Consider the following 16,617-nt stretch of genomic DNA (forward strand, 5'->3'; position numbering starts at 1 on the left):
CCACAGGTTGATTTGGAGTGGTTATGGGTGATCGGCACGACTACGTGGCCCTGGAATGGGTCAAGGGCGAGATTGCCGAAACGCTGAAGCAGGCCCATCTGGCCCTCAACCGCCTGGTGGACGATCCCCAGGCGTCGGACGCCCTCGGGCAATGCCTGGCCTGCATTCACCAGGTCCACGGCGGCCTGCAGATGGTCGAGTTCTACGGTGCGGCGTTGCTGGCCGAGGAGATGGAGCAGCTATGCGCCGCCCTGCAGGACAACCGCGTCACCCATCGCGATGAAGCCATCAGCCTGTTGAGCCAGGCCCTGGGGCAGTTGCCGATCTACCTGGACCGCATACAAGGCGCCCGCCGCGACCTGCCGCTGGTGGTACTGCCCCTGATCAATGACCTGCGCAGTGCCCGGGGCGAGAGCCTGTTGTCGGAAACCAGCCTGTTCAGTCCCGAATTGCCCGATATTGCGCCGCTCAGCGACGAGGCCTTGCAGCGCCTCGAACCCGCTGACCTGCCGAACACCTTGCGCAAATGGCGCCAGACCCTGCAAATGGCCTTGGTGGGCCTGCTGCGCGAACAGGATGACGCGACGCACCTCGGTTACCTGGCCAAGGTTTTCCAGCGCCTGGAAACGTTGTGTGCCGGGGCGCCGCTCAATGCCTTATGGCAAGTGGCCTCAGCGCTGGTCGAAGGCATGCGTGACGGGCGCATCGCCAACAGCCCGGCGTTGCGCAGCCTGTTCAAGGAAGCCGACAAGGAGCTCAAGCGCCTGCTGGACCAAGGCATGCCTGGCATCAATCAACCGGCACCGCCCCACCTGCTCAAGAGCTTGTTGTTCTATATTGCCAAGGCCGAACATCCCAGCGGGCAGATGCAGATCATGAAAGAACGCTACTCACTGGACGACGCGCTGCCCGACAGCGCCATGGTCGACGAAGAACGCGCGCGCCTGGCCGGGCCTGACCGCGATGCCATGCGCTCGGTGCTCGCCGCGCTGTGCGAGGAGTTGGTACGGGTCAAGGAACGCCTGGACCTGTTCGTGCGCAGCGATCGCCAGCACGCCTCGGAACTGGACAGCCTGCTGGCGCCGTTGCGGCAGATCGCCGACACCTTGGCGGTGCTGGGTTTCGGCCAGCCGCGCAAGGTCATCATCGATCAACTGGCCGTGGTCCTGAGCCTCGCCCAGGGCCAGCGCGAGCCGGATGACGCGACCCTCATGGACGTAGCCGGGGCCTTGCTCTATGTCGAGGCGACCCTGGCCGGCATGGTCGGCACCGTCGAGCCCGAGAGCCGCGAAGACACGCACCTGCCCACCACCGACCTGACCCAGATCCACCAGATCGTCATCAAGGAAGCCCACACCTGCCTGCAACAGGCCAAGGATATGATCGTCGACTACATCGACGCGGACTGGAACAGCGAGCAACTGCAACCGTTGCCGGCGCTACTGACCCAGGTGCGCGGTGCGCTGGCGATGATCCCCCTGAGCCGTGCCGCCAGCCTGGTGGAGGCCTGCAACGCGTTCATCCGTGACCATTTGTTGCTGGAGCGGGCCCAGCCGGGTTGGGAAGAGCTCGATCATTTGGCCGACGTGATCACCGGTCTCGAATACTACCTGGAGCGCTTGAGCGAGGACCCGGAAACCCCTGGCGAGCCCTTGCTCGATGGGGTCGAACGGAGCCTGGCCGCGCTCGGTTATTACCCTGACGAAGCGCGGGTACCGGTGCTTGACGATGTGTTGAGTCCCAACGAAGCCCAAGTCATGCAGGACTTGCAGGAACTGGATGACCCGCAGACGGTGCAGTCCTTGGCACAGGTGCTGGCCAGTCCGGTTTCGGCGGTCAATCCACCGGCCAGGAGCACCCCAGGCAGCCTGTTGCCCCCACCACTGGACGAGAGCCCGGTGGACGACGAGTTGCGTGAGGTCTTCCTCGAGGAAACCGCCGAGGTGCTCGACGTCCTGCGTGAATACTTGCCGCGCTGGAGTGCGCATCCCGACGACCACGGCGCCCTGAGCGAACTGCGCCGGGCCTTCCACACCCTCAAGGGCAGTGGTCGGATGGTGCGGGCGCTGGTGCTGGGTGAACTGGCCTGGGCCGTGGAAAACCTGCTCAACCGGGTACTGGAGCGCAGCGTCGAGCCGCAGGCGTCGGTCCGTCAGTTGATCGAAGACACGGTGCCGTTGTTGCCAGCCCTGGTGGCCGAATTCGCGGCCAGTCGGCAGCGCCAGCGCGATGACGTCGACCGCCTGGCCGCCCGCGCCCATGCCCTGGCCAAGGGCGGCGATGAAGACGATGAAGACGACGAGCAGGACGTGGCCGCCCTCGATCCGCTGTTGTTGAAGATCTTCGACAACGAAGCCCAGGGCCACCTCGCCAGTCTCAATCGTTTTCTCGACCAGGCGGCCGACCACCTGCCGTTGCAGGCCAGCGATGAATTGCAGCGGGCTTTGCACACCCTCAAGGGCAGCGCTTCGATGGCCGGCGTGCTACCCATCGCCGAGTTGGCCGGTGCGATGGATGAACTGGCCCGGGAGTACCGGGCGCACCTGATTGCCCTCGACCTGGATGAGGTGGAGTTGCTGCTGGAGGCCGAAGGGCTGTTGCGCCGCGGCCTGCGCCAGTTGCACAGCGAGCCGCTGGCGCCGATCCCCGGCGCCGGGGATCTGATCCAGCGCGCCCAGGCCCTGCTGGCCGAGCGTCTGCATGCCGCCAACAGTGCGCCCGACAAAGCGATGCGGACCAAGCGCGATCCACAGCTGATCAACAACTTCCTCGCCCAGGGCATGGACATCCTGCTGGACGCCGAAAGCCTCTTGCAGCGCTGGCAGCAGCATCCCGGCGAAGGCCAGGAACTGAGTGCGCTGCTGGATGAACTGACGACCCTCGGCGAAGGCGCGCACCTGGCCGACCTGCACCCGGTGGACGAACTCTGCGAAGCGTTGCTGGATCTCTACGGCGCGGTGGAAGAAAGCAGCCTGGCGGTCAGCGATGAATTTTTCCAGCAGGCGCAGCTCGCCCATGAGGCGCTGATCGACATGCTCGATGAGCTGGCGGCCGGGCAGCACGTGCGTCCGCGGCCTGAGCGGGTAGCGGCCCTGCGTCGCCTGCTTCAGGAGAGCCTCGACCCGTCGGCCACTGGCCTGATCCGTAGCGACGGCAGCCGCACGCTGAGTATCCACGAACTGGGCCACGTGACGGCGGAAATGGCACGCGACGCGCCCGCCGAGACCTCGATGGACGATGACCTTGCGTCGATTTTCCTCGAAGAGGCCCAGGACATCCTCGAAAGTGCCGCCCAGGCCTTGCAGCGCTGGTTGGCCGATCCGGACAACGGTGCGCCGCTGTCCTCGCTGCAACGCGACTTGCACACCCTCAAGGGCGGCGCGCGGATGGCCGACATCCGGCCGGTGAGCGACCTGGCCCAGGAGCTGGAAAACCTTTACGAAGGGCTGGTGGACCGGCGCTACAGCTACAGCGAGGAACTGGCGCAACTGCTCGGCAGCAGCCACGAACGCCTCGACCTGTTGCTCGGGCAGTTGCAACAGGGCCAACCGTTGGGCGATCCCGTTGCGCTGATCGACGCTATCCGAAGGTTCCGCCAGGACAAGCCGAATGCCATCGAGACGAGTGCAGCGGCCCAGGCCGACGGTGCCGGCCACGATCCCGAGTTGTTGGAAATCTTCCTTGAAGAAGGCTTCGACATCCTCGACAGCTCAGGCGCGGCGCTGCTGCGCTGGCAGGAAGAACCGTCGAATCGCCAGGCCGTGGAAACCCTGCTGCGGGATTTGCACACCCTCAAGGGCGGTGCGCGGATGGTGGAAATCGTCCCTATCGGCGACCTGGCCCATGAGCTGGAAAACCTCTACGAAGGCCTGTCGGCGGGCCTGCTCCAGCCGACCCCGGCATTGTTTGCCTTGCTGCAAAGCAGTCATGACCGACTGGCGCAGATGCTCGATGCGGTGCGCGCCGGCCATCCGTGCCCGCTGGCCGATCGGCTGATCGCGCAGATCCAGGCGGTGAATCATCCCCAGGCAAGTGCGGTGTCCCAGGCTGCCCCGGCGCCGGAGCCGATCACGCCCCCCATCGCAAGTCCGCCCGCGGCGCCCGCCAGACAAGACCCCGGTGCAGCGGGCGACGGGGCAGACATGGTCAAGGTCTCCGCCGAACTGCTCGACGACCTGGTGAACCTGGCGGGGGAAACGTCGATTTTCCGTGGGCGCATCGAACAACAGGTCAACGACGCACACGTGGCCCTGAGCGAAATGGAAACCACCATCGAGCGCATGCGCGACCAGTTGCGGCGCCTGGATACCGAAACCCAGGGGCGGATTCTCAGTCGTCAACAAGTGGAGGCCGAGCGCCTGGGCTACGAAGAGTTCGACCCGCTGGAGATGGATCGGCATTCCCAGTTGCAGCAGCTGTCCCGGGCGCTGTTCGAGTCTGCCTCGGACTTGCTCGAACTCAAGGAAACCCTGGATCGCAGCAATCACGATGCCGAACTCCTGCTGCAACAGCAGGGGCGGATCAACACCGAGCTCCAGGAAGGCCTGATGCGCACGCGCATGGTGCCGTTCGAGCGCATGCTGCCGCGGCTCAAGCGCATCGTCCGGCAAGTGGCGCAGGAATTGGGCAAGGACGTGGAGTTCGTGGTGGGCAATGCCGACGGCGAGATGGACCGCAACGTCCTGGAACGTATGGCCGCGCCCCTGGAGCACATGCTGCGCAACGCCGTCGACCACGGCCTGGAACCGGCCGATGTGCGCGTCGCCGCTGGCAAGCCGGCGCGAGGACGCATCAGCCTCGACCTGTCGCGGGAAGGCGGCGACATCATTTTCGACATCCGCGACGACGGTGCCGGCGTGCCGCTGGAGGCGGTGCGGACCAAGGCGATCAAGCGGGGCCTGCTGGCGCCGGACAGCGATATCAGCGACCGCGACGTGCTGCAGTTCATCCTGCAGCCGGGGTTTTCCACGGCGGAAAAAATCACCCAGATCTCCGGGCGTGGCGTGGGCATGGACGTGGTCCACGAAGAGGTGCGGCAGTTGGGCGGCAGCATGACCATCGATTCCACGCCGGGGCAGGGCGTGCATTTCCGCATTCGCCTGCCGTTTACCGTGGCGATGAACCGGGCGTTGATGGTGCATTGTCACGAAGACCAGTACGCGATCCCGCTGAACGCCATCGAAAGCATTGTCCGGGTGTTGCCGGCCGAACTGGACGGCTACTACCAACTCGACCCGCCGACCTACACCTACGCCGGACAACGCTATGAACTGTGCTACCTGGGCGAGCTGCTGAAAACCGGCCCCCGGCCGAAGCTGCTGGGCCAGAGCCAGCCGTTGCCGGTGCTGCTGGTGCAGTGCAACGAGCGGCACGTGGCCGTGCAGGTCGACGCTATCGCCGGGACCCGGGAGATCGTGGTCAAGAGCCTTGGCCCGCAATTCTCGGCGGTGCAGGGCCTGTCCGGGGCGACGATCCTGGGGGATGGCCGGGTGGTGTTGATTCTCGACCTGCTGGCGCCGATCCGCGCCTTGCCCCACCAGGTCCCGCGCCGCCAGGTGCCGGCGGAAGGCGAGGGTGAGCCGCAACGGCCACTGCTGGTGCTGGTGGTGGATGACTCGGTGACGGTGCGCAAGGTCACCAGCCGCCTGCTGGAGCGCCATGGCATGCACGTCCTGACCGCCAAGGACGGCGTGGACGCCATGGCGCTGCTGTCCGAGCACGCGCCTGACCTGATGCTGCTGGACATCGAGATGCCGCGCATGGACGGCTTCGAAGTGGCCACGCAAGTGCGCAACGACCCACGCCTGGCGCATCTGCCGATCATCATGATCACCTCCCGCACCGGTCAGAAACACCGCGACCGCGCCATGGCCATCGGTGTCAACGACTACCTGGGCAAGCCGTACCAGGAATCGGTGCTGCTCGACAGCATCGCCCACTGGAGCAGAAGCCATGCATGACCTGCATCACTCACGCGCCAGCCACCTCACTGGCCTGCTGCTGCCACTGGCCGACCGCCACCTGATCCTGCCCAACGTGGCGGTGGCCGAACTGATCGACTACCAGAGCAGCGCCTTCGATATGGACACCCCGCCTTGGTTCCTGGGCTGGGTGAGCTGGCGCGAACGGCAAATCCCGCTACTGAGCTTCGAATCGGCCTGCGGCCAGAAAACCGTGATCGGCGAGCGAGCACGCATCGTCATCCTCAACGCCCTGGGTGGCCGACCGGAGCTGCGCTTCATTGCATTGCTGGTGCAAGGGATCCCGCGGTCCTACAAGCTCGACAGCCAGTTGAGCTACGTTGACGTGCCGCTGTGCGGGCTGGAGCAGGCGGCGGTGCAAGTGGGGGAACATGTGGCGAAAGTGCCGGACTTGCTGGCGTTGGAGGAGTTGGTGGCGGCGGCCGGGTTGGTTCAGCAGCACAAATCCTGAAGTCTATGCAGCGCCCATGTGGGAGCGAGCTTGCTCGCGATAGCGGAGTGTCCGCCGGCTCAGTGTTGACTGATCCACCGTCATCGCGAGCAAGCTCGGCTCCCACAGGGGACTGGGTTCGTTTTTCTCACCATTACTCCAACCGTAACGATCCGCCGCTGAGCTTGATTGATGCACCTGCCACGACACTCCTAAGGTAACCCCCACGACAGCGAACCCGTGGAGTGGTCATGACAACAACAATATCCCCCGACTCGCGCTGGACGCGGCGGCGTAGCGAAAAGCAGCGGCGTCTCGAACGGGTGAAGGGGCTTGCCGACGGTGTGGTGTTGCCCACCGACAAGATCGTCGCGGCGCTGGAGGCGTTGATCCTGCCGGGCGACCGTGTGGTGCTGGAAGGCAATAACCAGAAGCAGGCGGATTTTCTCTCGCGCTCCCTGGTGAAAGCCGATCCGTCGAAGCTCCACGATTTGCACATGATCATGCCCAGTGTCGGTCGTTCCGAACATCTGGACCTGTTCGAACGCGGTATCGCTCGCAAGTTGGATTTTTCCTTCGCCGGCACCCAGAGCCTGCGCATCAGCCAGTTGCTCGAAGACGGCCTGCTGGAAGTTGGGGCGATCCACACCTACATCGAGCTCTACGCCCGGCTGGTGGTGGACCTGATTCCCAACGTGGTGCTCTCGGCCGGTTTCATGGCCGACCGCGCCGGCAACATCTACACCGGCCCCAGCACCGAGGACACGCCGGCGCTGATCGAGCCGGCGGCTTTCAGCGACGGCATCGTCATTGTCCAGGTCAACCAGTTGGTGGACGACGTCAGCGACCTGCCACGGGTGGACATTCCGGCATCCTGGGTGGACTTCGTGGTGGTGGCCGACAAGCCGTTCTACATCGAGCCGCTGTTCACCCGCGACCCGCGCCACATCAAGCCTGTGCACGTGTTGATGGCGATGATGGCGATCCGTGGGATCTACGAAAAGCACAACGTCCAGTCCCTCAACCACGGCATCGGTTTCAACACCGCCGCCATCGAATTGATCCTGCCGACCTACGGCGAATCCCTCGGCCTGAAGGGCAAGATCTGCCGTAACTGGACCCTCAATCCGCACCCAACCCTGATCCCGGCCATCGAAAGCGGCTGGGTCGAAAGCGTGCATTGCTTTGGCACCGAGTTGGGCATGGAAAACTACATCGCCGCCCGCCCCGACGTGTTCTTCACCGGTCACGACGGCTCGCTGCGCTCCAACCGCATGGTCTGCCAACTGGCCGGGCAGTACGCGGTGGACCTATTCATCGGCGCCACCCTGCAAGTGGACGGTGACGGCCATTCCTCCACGGTGACCCGTGGCCGCTTGGCCGGCTTCGGCGGTGCGCCGAACATGGGCCACGACCCACGCGGTCGCCGTCATGGCACGCCAGCCTGGCTCGACATGCGCCATGGCGATGGCGAGGCGCCGTTGCTCGAACGCGGCAAGAAGCTGGTGGTGCAGATGGTCGAGACGTTCCAGGAGGGCGGCAAACCGACCTTCGTCGAGACCCTCGATGCGGTGGACGTGGCGAAGAAAGCCGGCATGCCCCTGGCGCCGATCATGATCTACGGCGACGACGTCACCCACCTGCTGACCGAAGAGGGCATCGCCTACCTGTACAAGGCTCGTTCCCTGGAAGAACGCCAGGCGATGATCGCCGCCGTGGCCGGGGTCACCGCCATCGGTTTGCGCCATGATCCGAAAGACACCGCGCGCATGCGTCGCGAAGGGCTGATCGCCTTGCCCGAAGACCTCGGCATCCGTCGCACCGACGCCACCCGCGAGCTGCTCGCGGCCAAGAGCGTGGCCGATCTGGTGGAATGGTCCGGTGGCCTCTACAACCCGCCCGCCAAGTTCAGGAGCTGGTAAATGCACGCCTTCAACCTGCAACCGAAAAAACTGTCCTTGGCCGAACGTCTGGCGGACATGGCGGTGGATGCGCTGATCGACGAAGCCGACCTGTCGCCTAAACCGGCCTTGGTGGACCGTCGCGGCAATGGCGCCCACACCGACCTGCACCTGGGCCTGATGCATGCGTCGGCGCTGTCGCTGTGGCCGGCGTTCAAGGAAATGGCCGAGGCCGCGCTTGAATGCGGCGAAATCGGCCTGCCGTTGCGCGAAGCCCTTGGGCGGATCGGCCGTGAGGGGGAAGCGGCGATGCTCGCCACCACCGGCGGGGTAAACACCCATCGTGGCGCGATCTGGGCCTTGGGCCTGTTGGTCGCTGCAGCGGCGCTGGCACCTGAATCCAGTGTCGCCAGCGCCGTTACTTTGCGCGCTGCCCGCCTGGCTTTGCTCAACGACCGTCATGCGCCCCAACCCTTGAGCCACGGTGCCCAGGTCGCCCAGCGCTACGGCGTGCGCGGTGCCCGGGAAGAAGCGCAACTGGCGTTTCCGGCGGTGACTGGCCTGGGCCTGCCGCAACTCAAGCGCAGCCGCGCGGCGGGGGCGGGCGAGCAGAACGCCCGACTCGATGCCTTGCTGGCGATCATGACTCGCCTGGCCGACACCTGCGTGCTCTACCGGGCCGGCGAAGCGGGGTTACAGGCCATGCAACAAGGCGCCAGAGCGGTGCTCGATGCCGGTGGCAGTGCGAGCCTGGGCGGTCGTCGCCAATTGCACGCGCTGGACCAACAACTGATTGCCTTGAACGCCTCGCCCGGCGGCGCTGCCGACCTGCTCGCCGCCTGCCTGTTCCTCGATCGTATCGAGCGCGGCGATGGCCTCTTCCCTGGAGTGTGCTGATGGAAACCCTATCTTTTGAATTTCCCGCCGGGCAGCCGCCACGGGGCCGTGCACTGGTGGGCTGCGTCGGCTCGGGCGACCTGGAAGTGCTGATCGAACCTGGCCTGGCGGGCAAGCTGACCATTCAGGTGCAGACCTCGGTCAATGGCAGCGAGCAACGCTGGCAACATCTGTTCGCCCGCATGTTCGACGGCCAGACGCCACCGGCCCTGTCCATCGACATCCATGATTTCGGCGCCACCCCCGGCGTGGTGCGCTTGCGACTGGAGCAAGGTTTCGAGGAGATCGGCCATGACTGACAGCGCAGCGTTGCTCAACAAGCACAGCTTCGTCGAACTCGGCGCCCGGCAGCGGGCCAGGGCCTTGCTCGATGACGGCACTTTCCGTGAATTGCTCGACCCGTTCCAGCGGGTCATGTCGCCGTGGTTGTTGCGTCAGGGCGTGGTGCCGCAAAGCGACGACGGCGTGGTGATCGCCAAAGGCTCGCTCGATGGCCTGCCCGTGGTGATCGCCGCCATCGAAGGCGCGTTCCAGGGCGGCAGCCTCGGCGAAGTCGGCGGGGCGAAGATTGCCGGTGCGCTGGAGCTGGCCGCCGAGGACAACCGCAAAGGCATTCCGACCCGCGCCGTGCTGCTGCTGGAAACCGGTGGCGTGCGGTTGCAGGAGGCCAACCTGGGGCTGGCGGCGATTGCCGAGATTCATTCGGCGATTGTCGATTTGCGTCAGTACCAGCCGGTGGTTGGTGTGGTGGCTGGCAGCGTCGGTTGCTTTGGCGGCATGTCCATCGCCGCCGGGCTGTGCAGTTATCTGCTGGTGACCCGGGAAGCGCGGCTGGGCCTGAACGGTCCACAAGTGATCGAACAGGAAGCCGGCCTCGACGAATACGACTCCCGTGACCGGCCGTTCATCTGGAGCCTGACCGGCGGCGAACAACGTTTCGCCACCGGCCTGGTGGATCGTTACGTCGCCGATGACGTGGCGCGGATCCGCCAGCAGGTCAGCCAATTGCTGCACCTGGGCGTTCCCGTCGAACACCGCAGCGGCCAGGCCGAGCTGTTCTTGCAGCGGCTGGCGCGATTGGATACCGAAGTGCAAATCGAACCGGCCACGGTTCGCCAGCTGTATCAGGGAGAACGCCCATGAGCTCGTATTCATTGAGAGGCTTGCGCTGGTTCGAGGCCTTGAGTGACGGCGCCAAACCATTGGAAGGATTGCCTGCTTCGTTGAAAGTCGCTGACGTCGCGCTGGGCGGGCAACACGTGCGCCTGCTGGCGGTGGTGGCGGATCCCGACAGTCGCTTTCCCCGTGCTCGTAACGGCGAGGTGGGTTTGCTCGAGGGTTGGGGCCTGGCCAAAGCCGTGGACGATACCATTGATGCCGACCGCGATGTCCCCCACAAGCGTGCGTTGATCGCTATTGTCGATGTACCGAGCCAGGCCTATGGCCGGCGCGAAGAAGCCCTGGGCATTCATCAGGCCTTGGCCGGTGCGGCGGACAGCTATGCCCGTGCGCGGCTGGCCGGGCACCCGGTGATTGGCTTGCTGGTGGGCAAGGCGATGTCGGGGGCGTTCCTGGCCCACGGCTACCAGGCCAACCGGCTCATCGCCCTGCGCGACCCGGGGGTGATGGTCCACGCCATGGGCAAGGCCTCGGCGGCGCGGGTGACCTTGCGCAGTGTCGAAGAGCTTGAAGCCTTGGCCGCCAGCGTGCCGCCGATGGCTTACGACATCGACAGTTTTGCCAGCCTGGGGTTGTTGTGGGAAACCTTGTCGGTGGAGCAGATCGAACAACCGACGGCGGCTGATCTGGCCCGGGTGACCGATTGCCTGCAACAAGCGATCAACGATGTTGCCGGTGCACCTCGAGACCTGAGCAGCCGCCTCGGTGCGGCCCATCGGGCAGCCTCCAGCACTGTTCGCCAATTGTTGAGCGCGCAGTGGTGAACGGGTTGCTGGCCCATGACCTGCTCTGGGGAATGACGCCGGAGCACTTGCCGGCGGATGCGCCAGGCTGGGCCGTCGAGAGCCTCGGCCTTGGCCAACCGGTGGTGGTGCGCCGGGCGCTGACCTCGCCCGGGGATGTCGCGGTGGGCGTGCGCGGTCGCGCCAGGGAGCAGCGTTACGCCACGTCGATGCCGGTGGCTGCGGTCCAGCGCAGGGTGCGCCCGGAGGACCTGTGCCAGGTCGAATCGCCGCGCGACCTGCCGGCCCTGCACGCGTTGTCCCGGCTGCGTCCGCTGCTCGATGGCAGTGGCTGGACCTGGGGCGTCAGCGGCAGCGCCGGGTTCGAACTCGCCAGCGGTTTCGAGGCCCTGCACGAACGCAGTGACCTGGATTTGATTCTGCGCACACCGCACGGTCTGGATCGTCTCCAGGCCAGGGATTTGCTGGTGCTACTGGATGCTTCGGTATGCGCCGTGGACATGCAGTTGCAAACGCCTTGCGGCGCCGTGGCCCTGCGCGAATGGGCGGGTTCGTCGCCTCGGGTCTTGCTCAAGGATGACGTCCAGGCCCGGCTGGTGAGCGATCCTTGGCAGCCTTGCGTGGAGCAGGTCGCGTGAGCAGTCTCTTCGTTTTTCCCGGCCAGGGTGCACAGCGCGTGGGCATGCTCCATGGGCTGGCGCCGCTGGTCCTGGACGAGGCGGGGGATGTACTCGGTGAAGACGTCTTGCGGCTGGACAGCGCCGAGGCGTTGCAATCGACCCGCGCCGTGCAGCTATGCCTGTTGATCGCCGGCGTGGCGGCGGCCCGCCGATTGCTGGAGCAAGCTCCGGCGCCGGATTATGTGGCAGGGTTGTCCATCGGTGCGTATCCGGCGGCGGTCGTTGCCGGGGCGCTGGGCTTCGAGGATGCGCTGCGGCTGGTCAGCCTGCGCGGTGAACTGATGCAGCAGGCGTATCCGCACGGCTACGGCATGAGCGCGATCATCGGCCTGGATCTGGCGGCAGTGGAAGCCTTGCTGGAGCAGGTGCACGGTGAAGCAACGCCGGTCTACCTGGCCAATATCAACGCCGATAACCAAGTGGTCATCGCCGGCAGCGACGAAGCCATGGGCCTGGTCGCCGAAAAGGCTCGGCGCCAAGGCGCTGGCAAAGCCTGTCGGTTGGCGGTGAGCGTGCCGTCCCATTGCCCGTTGCTGGAGGCTCCGGCGCGGACATTGGCCCAGGCGTTTGCCGGGGTGCCGTTGAAAGCCCCCACACTGGCCTATCTCAGCGGCAGCCGCGCCCGGCCGGTGATCAGCATTGAGGCCCTGCGCGACGACCTGGCCTTCAACATGTGCCGCGTCGTTGATTGGCGTGGCACCGTGCAAAGCGCCTACGAGCGTGGCGTGCGGCTACAGATCGAACTGCCGCCCGGCGCGGTACTCACCGGGCTGGCGCGCCGGGTGTTCGAGCAGGGCACCGTCATTGCCTTCGACGGTGCCCGGCTCGATACCTTGCAGGCGCTGTTGCGTGAGGAGGGAAACCGCCAACCCTAGACACCGACTCAAGCTGGCGAAGCACAAAAACAACAACTTCGACGATGCACTTTGAGGACTACGACAATGATTATTTACGGTGTGGCGCTGTTGGCGATCTGTACGCTGACAGGGGTGATCCTGGGCGACATGCTCGGCGTGTTGCTGGGCGTCAAATCCAACGTGGGCGGGGTCGGCATTGCGATGATCCTGCTGATCTGCGCACGGCTGTGGACGCAAAAACGTGGCGGCATGACCAAGGACTGTGAGATGGGCGTCGCCTTCTGGGGCGCCATGTACATTCCGGTGGTGGTGGCGATGGCCGCGCAGCAGAACGTGGTTACGGCCCTGCACGGTGGCCCGGTGGCGGTGTTGGCGGCCATCGGTTCGGTGGTGCTCTGTGGTTGTACCATTGCGCTGATCAGCCGGACCCACAAAGGCGAGCCATTGCCCGATGAGCCGGCGGAACTGACCCCGCTGGGCACACCGGCAGGAGGCCGCTGATATGTGGGATCTCATCGAGAAAGGCCTGGAGCATAACGGTCTGATCACGGCATTCGCGTTCGTGGGCGTGATCATGTGGGTGTCAGTGGTGCTGTCCAAGCGCCTGACGTATGGCCGGGTCCACGGTTCGGCGATCGCCATTGTCATCGGCCTGGTGCTGGCTTGGGTGGGTGGCACCATGACTGGCGGGCAGAAAGGCCTGGCGGACCTGTCGCTGTTTTCGGGTATCGGCTTGATGGGCGGCGCCATGTTGCGTGACTTCGCCATCGTTGCCACGGCATTCGAAGTGCAGGCTACCGAAGCGAAGAAGGCCGGGATGATCGGGGCCGTCGCGTTGCTGCTGGGCACGATCCTGCCGTTCATCGTCGGCGCGAGCATTGCCTGGCTGTTCGGTTATCGCGACGCGGTAAGCATGACCACCATCGGCGCGGGTGCGGTGACCTATATCGTCGGGCCCGTGACCGGGGCCGCGATTGGCGCCACGTCCGATGTGATGGCGCTGTCGATTGCCACCGGCTTGATCAAGGCGATCATCGTGATGGTCGGCACCCCCATGGCGGCCCGCTGGATGGGCCTGGATAACCCGCGCTCGGCCATGGTATTCGGTGGCTTGGCCGGGACGGTGAGTGGCGTGACGGCCGGCTTGGCGGCGACGGACCGGCGGCTGGTGCCATATGGCGCGTTGACGGCGACCTTCCATACCGGGCTGGGGTGCTTGCTGGGGCCTTCGTTGTTGTACTTCATTGTTCGCGGGATTGTCGGTTAATCGGCGACTGCTTTCGTGGCGAGGGAGCTTGCTCCCGCTCGGGGGCGCAGCACCCGCTCTTTTGGGGCTGCTGCGCAGCCCAGCGGGAGCAAGCTCCCTCGCCACAATGTCCTATGCCTGGCGATTGGCATACATCCGGCACTCGGCCAACAGCGCCAGCAGGTTCGGATCCCGCTCCTTGGCCTTCAGGAACACCACGCCGATGTGCTGCTGCAACCGGTACTTTTCCTGCAACGGGATCAGTTTCACCCGGTTTTCATACACCGCCGCGATCCGGCCCGGCAGCAAGGCATAGCCCACCCCGGAGCTGACCATGCTCAGCAGGGTGAAGATGTCGTTGACCTGCATCGCCACCTTCGGCTCGAACCCCGCCTGCTTGAACACCCGGTTACCGTCCTGGTGGGTGGCGAAGCCTTGGGTGAGGGTGATGAAGGTTTCGTCGCGCACTTCGGCCAGGTCGACTTCGCTGCGTTGGGCAAAGGGTGAATCAGCTGGCGTGGCGAGGAAGATGTCGTCGGAAAACAGCCCGATATGTTCGCAGTCCGGGTCGTTGACGCTGTCGTCCAGGGAGATCAGGATCGCATCTACCTCCATGTTCTTGAGCTTGTACAGCAGGTCGATGTTCGAGCCCAGGATCAGGTCGATATTGAGTTCGCTGCGGCGGATCTTCAGGCCCATGATCAGCTGCGGCACGGTCTTGACCGTGAGCGAATACAGCGAACCGAGCTTGAAGCGCTCGGCGGAGAACCCGGCGGCCTCACGGGTCAGGCGCACACTTTCGACCACGTCCTGGATCAGCTTCTGCGCCCGCTCCTCCAGCACGTAAGCGCTTTCCAGCGGTGTGAGGTTGCGACCTTCGTGCTTGAACAACGGGCAGCGCAGGGCGCTTTCCAGCGAGTGGATGGCCCGGTGCACACTGACGTTGCTGGTCTGCAACTCGGCCGCCGCCCGCGCCAGGTTGCCGGTGCGCATGAAGGCCAGGAACACCTCCAGTTTCTTCAGGGTCAATTCTTCGTCGATCAGCATGGGGCGGACTCTTATTCGTATGGTTTGATTGTGCCCCAATCGACTCTTTTTGGAGGAGTTAATCAGTGGTGGGCTCAGGAGGTAGCAGCAAACCATTGCACTTTGCAGCGCCAAGCCTGAGCCTGGGCACCTGTTTCTAAATGTGAGGTGGTATTGGATGTATCACGGGGAACGACTCAACGCCTGGACGCATCTGGTAGGGGCGGTGGCGGCGTTTATCGGCGCAGTGTGGTTGCTGGTGATCGCCGGGATGGCGGGCGATCCATGGAAGATCGTCAGCGTGGCGATCTACGGGTTCACCTTGTTGGTGCTGTACAGCGCTTCGACGGTTTATCACAGCGTGCGCGGGCGCAAAAAAGAAATCATGCAGAAGGTCGATCACTTTTCGATCTATCTGTTGATCGCCGGCAGCTATACCCCGTTCTGCCTGGTGACCCTGCGCGGGCCGTGGGGCTGGACGTTGTTCGGGATCGTCTGGGGGCTGGCCGTGATTGGTATCTTGCAGGAAATCAAGCCGCGTTCCGAAGCGCGGATCCTGTCGATCGTGATCTACGCCGTGATGGGCTGGATCGTGCTGGTGGCGGTCAAGCCCCTGCTGGCGGCCCTGGGCAGCACCGGGTTCGTCTGGCTGGCCTCGGGCGGCGTGTTGTACACCGTCGGCATCATCTTCTTCGCCCTCGACCACCGGTTGCGCCACGCCCACGGCATCTGGCACCTGTTCGTGATCGCCGGCAGCCTGCTGCATTTCGTGGCGATTCTGTTTTATGTGCTCTGACCCCCTGAGCAACCTGGATTCAATGTGGGAGCGAGCTTGCTCGCGATAGCGTCGGATCAGTCAGCATCGATGTTGACTGGCCCACCGCAATCGCGAGCAAGCTCGCTCCCACAAGGGCCTGCGGCAGCTCAGAAATCCCCCCACAACTGCTGCGCCACGGCCAGGGCCACCACCGGCGCGGTTTCGGTGCGCAGCACGCGAGGGCCGAGGCGGGCGGCCTGGTAGCCGGCGGTCTTGGCCTGCTCGACCTCGGCATCCGACAAACCGCCTTCGGGACCGATCAGGAAGGCCAGGGTCGACGGTTTTTCATGACTGACCAGCGGCTCGGCCACCGGGTGCAGCACCAGCTTCAGTTCGGCCTCGGCCTGCTTCAACCAGTCAGTCAGCAGCAGCGGCGGATGGATCACCGGCACGGTCGAGCGTCCGCACTGCTCGCAAGCACTGATCGCCACCTGGCGCCAGTGCAGCAGGCGCTTGTCGGCGCGTTCGTCCTTGAGGCGCACTTCGCAGCGCTCGCTGAAAATCGGCGTGATTTCGCTGACCCCCAGCTCCGTGGCTTTCTGGATCGCCCAATCCATGCGCTCGCCTCGGGACAGGCCCTGGCCGAGGTGGATACGCAACGGCGATTCAAGTTGTCCGGCGAACTGCTCGTCCAACTGCACCCGCACGCGCTTTTTGCCGACTTCGGCCAACGTGCCGCGAAACTCCTGACCGGAGCCATCGAATACCTGCACCGCATCGCCCTCGGCCATGCGCAGCACCCGGCCGATATAGTGGGCCTGGGCTTCGGGCAGTTCGTGGTCGCCGAGGCTCAGAGGGGCGTCGATGAAGAAGCGGGACAGTCTCATGTTTTGTTCTCTATTGAATCTGAATTCGACATT

General features: G+C 64.8%; 14 protein-coding genes. 12 read left to right on the forward strand and 2 right to left on the reverse strand.

Translation table 11 applies throughout. The features are described 5' to 3' along the window. The first annotated feature begins 23 nt into the window (after window positions 1-23). From BLO80_RS08735 to madM, 11 genes are all read left to right on the forward strand, one after another. Complete coding sequence (locus BLO80_RS08735) at window positions 24-5,960, forward strand: Hpt domain-containing protein (protein WP_092329712.1); 5,937 nt, start codon at window positions 24-26, stop codon at window positions 5,958-5,960. Then, on the forward strand, window positions 5,953-6,432 hold the full coding sequence (locus tag BLO80_RS08740) for a chemotaxis protein CheW (protein ID WP_092329715.1): 480 nt from the start codon (window positions 5,953-5,955) through the stop codon (window positions 6,430-6,432). Before BLO80_RS08735 ends, BLO80_RS08740 begins: the two co-directional genes overlap by 8 nt. A 230-nt stretch (window positions 6,433-6,662) precedes the next feature. Further along, complete coding sequence (gene mdcA / locus BLO80_RS08745; RefSeq protein ID WP_092329718.1) at window positions 6,663-8,333, forward strand: malonate decarboxylase subunit alpha; 1,671 nt, start codon at window positions 6,663-6,665, stop codon at window positions 8,331-8,333. Then, entirely contained in the window at window positions 8,334-9,209 is an 876-nt protein-coding gene (locus BLO80_RS08750) for a triphosphoribosyl-dephospho-CoA synthase (protein WP_092329721.1), read from the forward strand. Next, window positions 9,209-9,508: a malonate decarboxylase subunit delta gene (locus BLO80_RS08755; RefSeq protein WP_003206454.1), complete on the forward strand. Its 300-nt coding sequence runs from the start codon at window positions 9,209-9,211 to the stop codon at window positions 9,506-9,508. The genes BLO80_RS08750 and BLO80_RS08755 overlap by 1 nt, the downstream gene beginning before the upstream one ends. After that, window positions 9,501-10,352: a biotin-independent malonate decarboxylase subunit beta gene (locus tag BLO80_RS08760; protein WP_092329724.1), complete on the forward strand. Its 852-nt coding sequence runs from the start codon at window positions 9,501-9,503 to the stop codon at window positions 10,350-10,352. The genes BLO80_RS08755 and BLO80_RS08760 overlap by 8 nt, the downstream gene beginning before the upstream one ends. Then, window positions 10,349-11,152, forward strand: a complete 804-nt coding sequence (gene mdcE / locus BLO80_RS08765; RefSeq protein ID WP_092329726.1) for a biotin-independent malonate decarboxylase subunit gamma — start codon at window positions 10,349-10,351, stop codon at window positions 11,150-11,152. Before BLO80_RS08760 ends, mdcE begins: the two co-directional genes overlap by 4 nt. Beyond that, complete coding sequence (locus tag BLO80_RS08770) at window positions 11,146-11,769, forward strand: malonate decarboxylase holo-ACP synthase (RefSeq protein ID WP_175459466.1); 624 nt, start codon at window positions 11,146-11,148, stop codon at window positions 11,767-11,769. The genes mdcE and BLO80_RS08770 overlap by 7 nt, the downstream gene beginning before the upstream one ends. Continuing rightward, entirely contained in the window at window positions 11,766-12,686 is a 921-nt protein-coding gene (mdcH, locus tag BLO80_RS08775; RefSeq protein WP_092329728.1) for a malonate decarboxylase subunit epsilon, read from the forward strand. Before BLO80_RS08770 ends, mdcH begins: the two co-directional genes overlap by 4 nt. Window positions 12,687-12,752: 66 nt before the next feature. Continuing rightward, window positions 12,753-13,169: a malonate transporter subunit MadL gene (madL, locus tag BLO80_RS08780; RefSeq protein ID WP_072405887.1), complete on the forward strand. Its 417-nt coding sequence runs from the start codon at window positions 12,753-12,755 to the stop codon at window positions 13,167-13,169. 1 nt (window position 13,170) lies between these two features. Continuing rightward, window positions 13,171-13,935, forward strand: a complete 765-nt coding sequence (madM, locus tag BLO80_RS08785; protein WP_072405886.1) for a malonate transporter subunit MadM — start codon at window positions 13,171-13,173, stop codon at window positions 13,933-13,935. Between the two features lie 111 nt (window positions 13,936-14,046). Here madM and BLO80_RS08790 read toward each other — a convergent pair whose 3' ends face one another. After that, window positions 14,047-14,961 (reverse strand): LysR family transcriptional regulator, encoded by a 915-nt coding sequence (locus tag BLO80_RS08790; RefSeq protein WP_092329730.1) that lies wholly within the window; start codon window positions 14,959-14,961, stop codon window positions 14,047-14,049. Between the two features lie 157 nt (window positions 14,962-15,118). Here BLO80_RS08790 and BLO80_RS08795 point away from each other — a divergent pair, with 157 nt between their 5' ends. Continuing rightward, window positions 15,119-15,736, forward strand: a complete 618-nt coding sequence (locus BLO80_RS08795; protein ID WP_092329732.1) for a PAQR family membrane homeostasis protein TrhA — start codon at window positions 15,119-15,121, stop codon at window positions 15,734-15,736. 128 nt (window positions 15,737-15,864) lie between these two features. Here BLO80_RS08795 and BLO80_RS08800 read toward each other — a convergent pair whose 3' ends face one another. Further along, a complete protein-coding gene (locus tag BLO80_RS08800; protein ID WP_072405885.1) occupies window positions 15,865-16,584 on the reverse strand; it encodes a 16S rRNA (uracil(1498)-N(3))-methyltransferase in 720 nt (239 codons plus the stop codon). Window positions 16,585-16,617: the final 33 nt, after the last annotated feature.

It is taken from the genome of Pseudomonas sp. NFACC56-3 (genome assembly GCF_900100025.1).
GTDB lineage: Bacteria > Pseudomonadota > Gammaproteobacteria > Pseudomonadales > Pseudomonadaceae > Aquipseudomonas > Aquipseudomonas fluorescens_AA.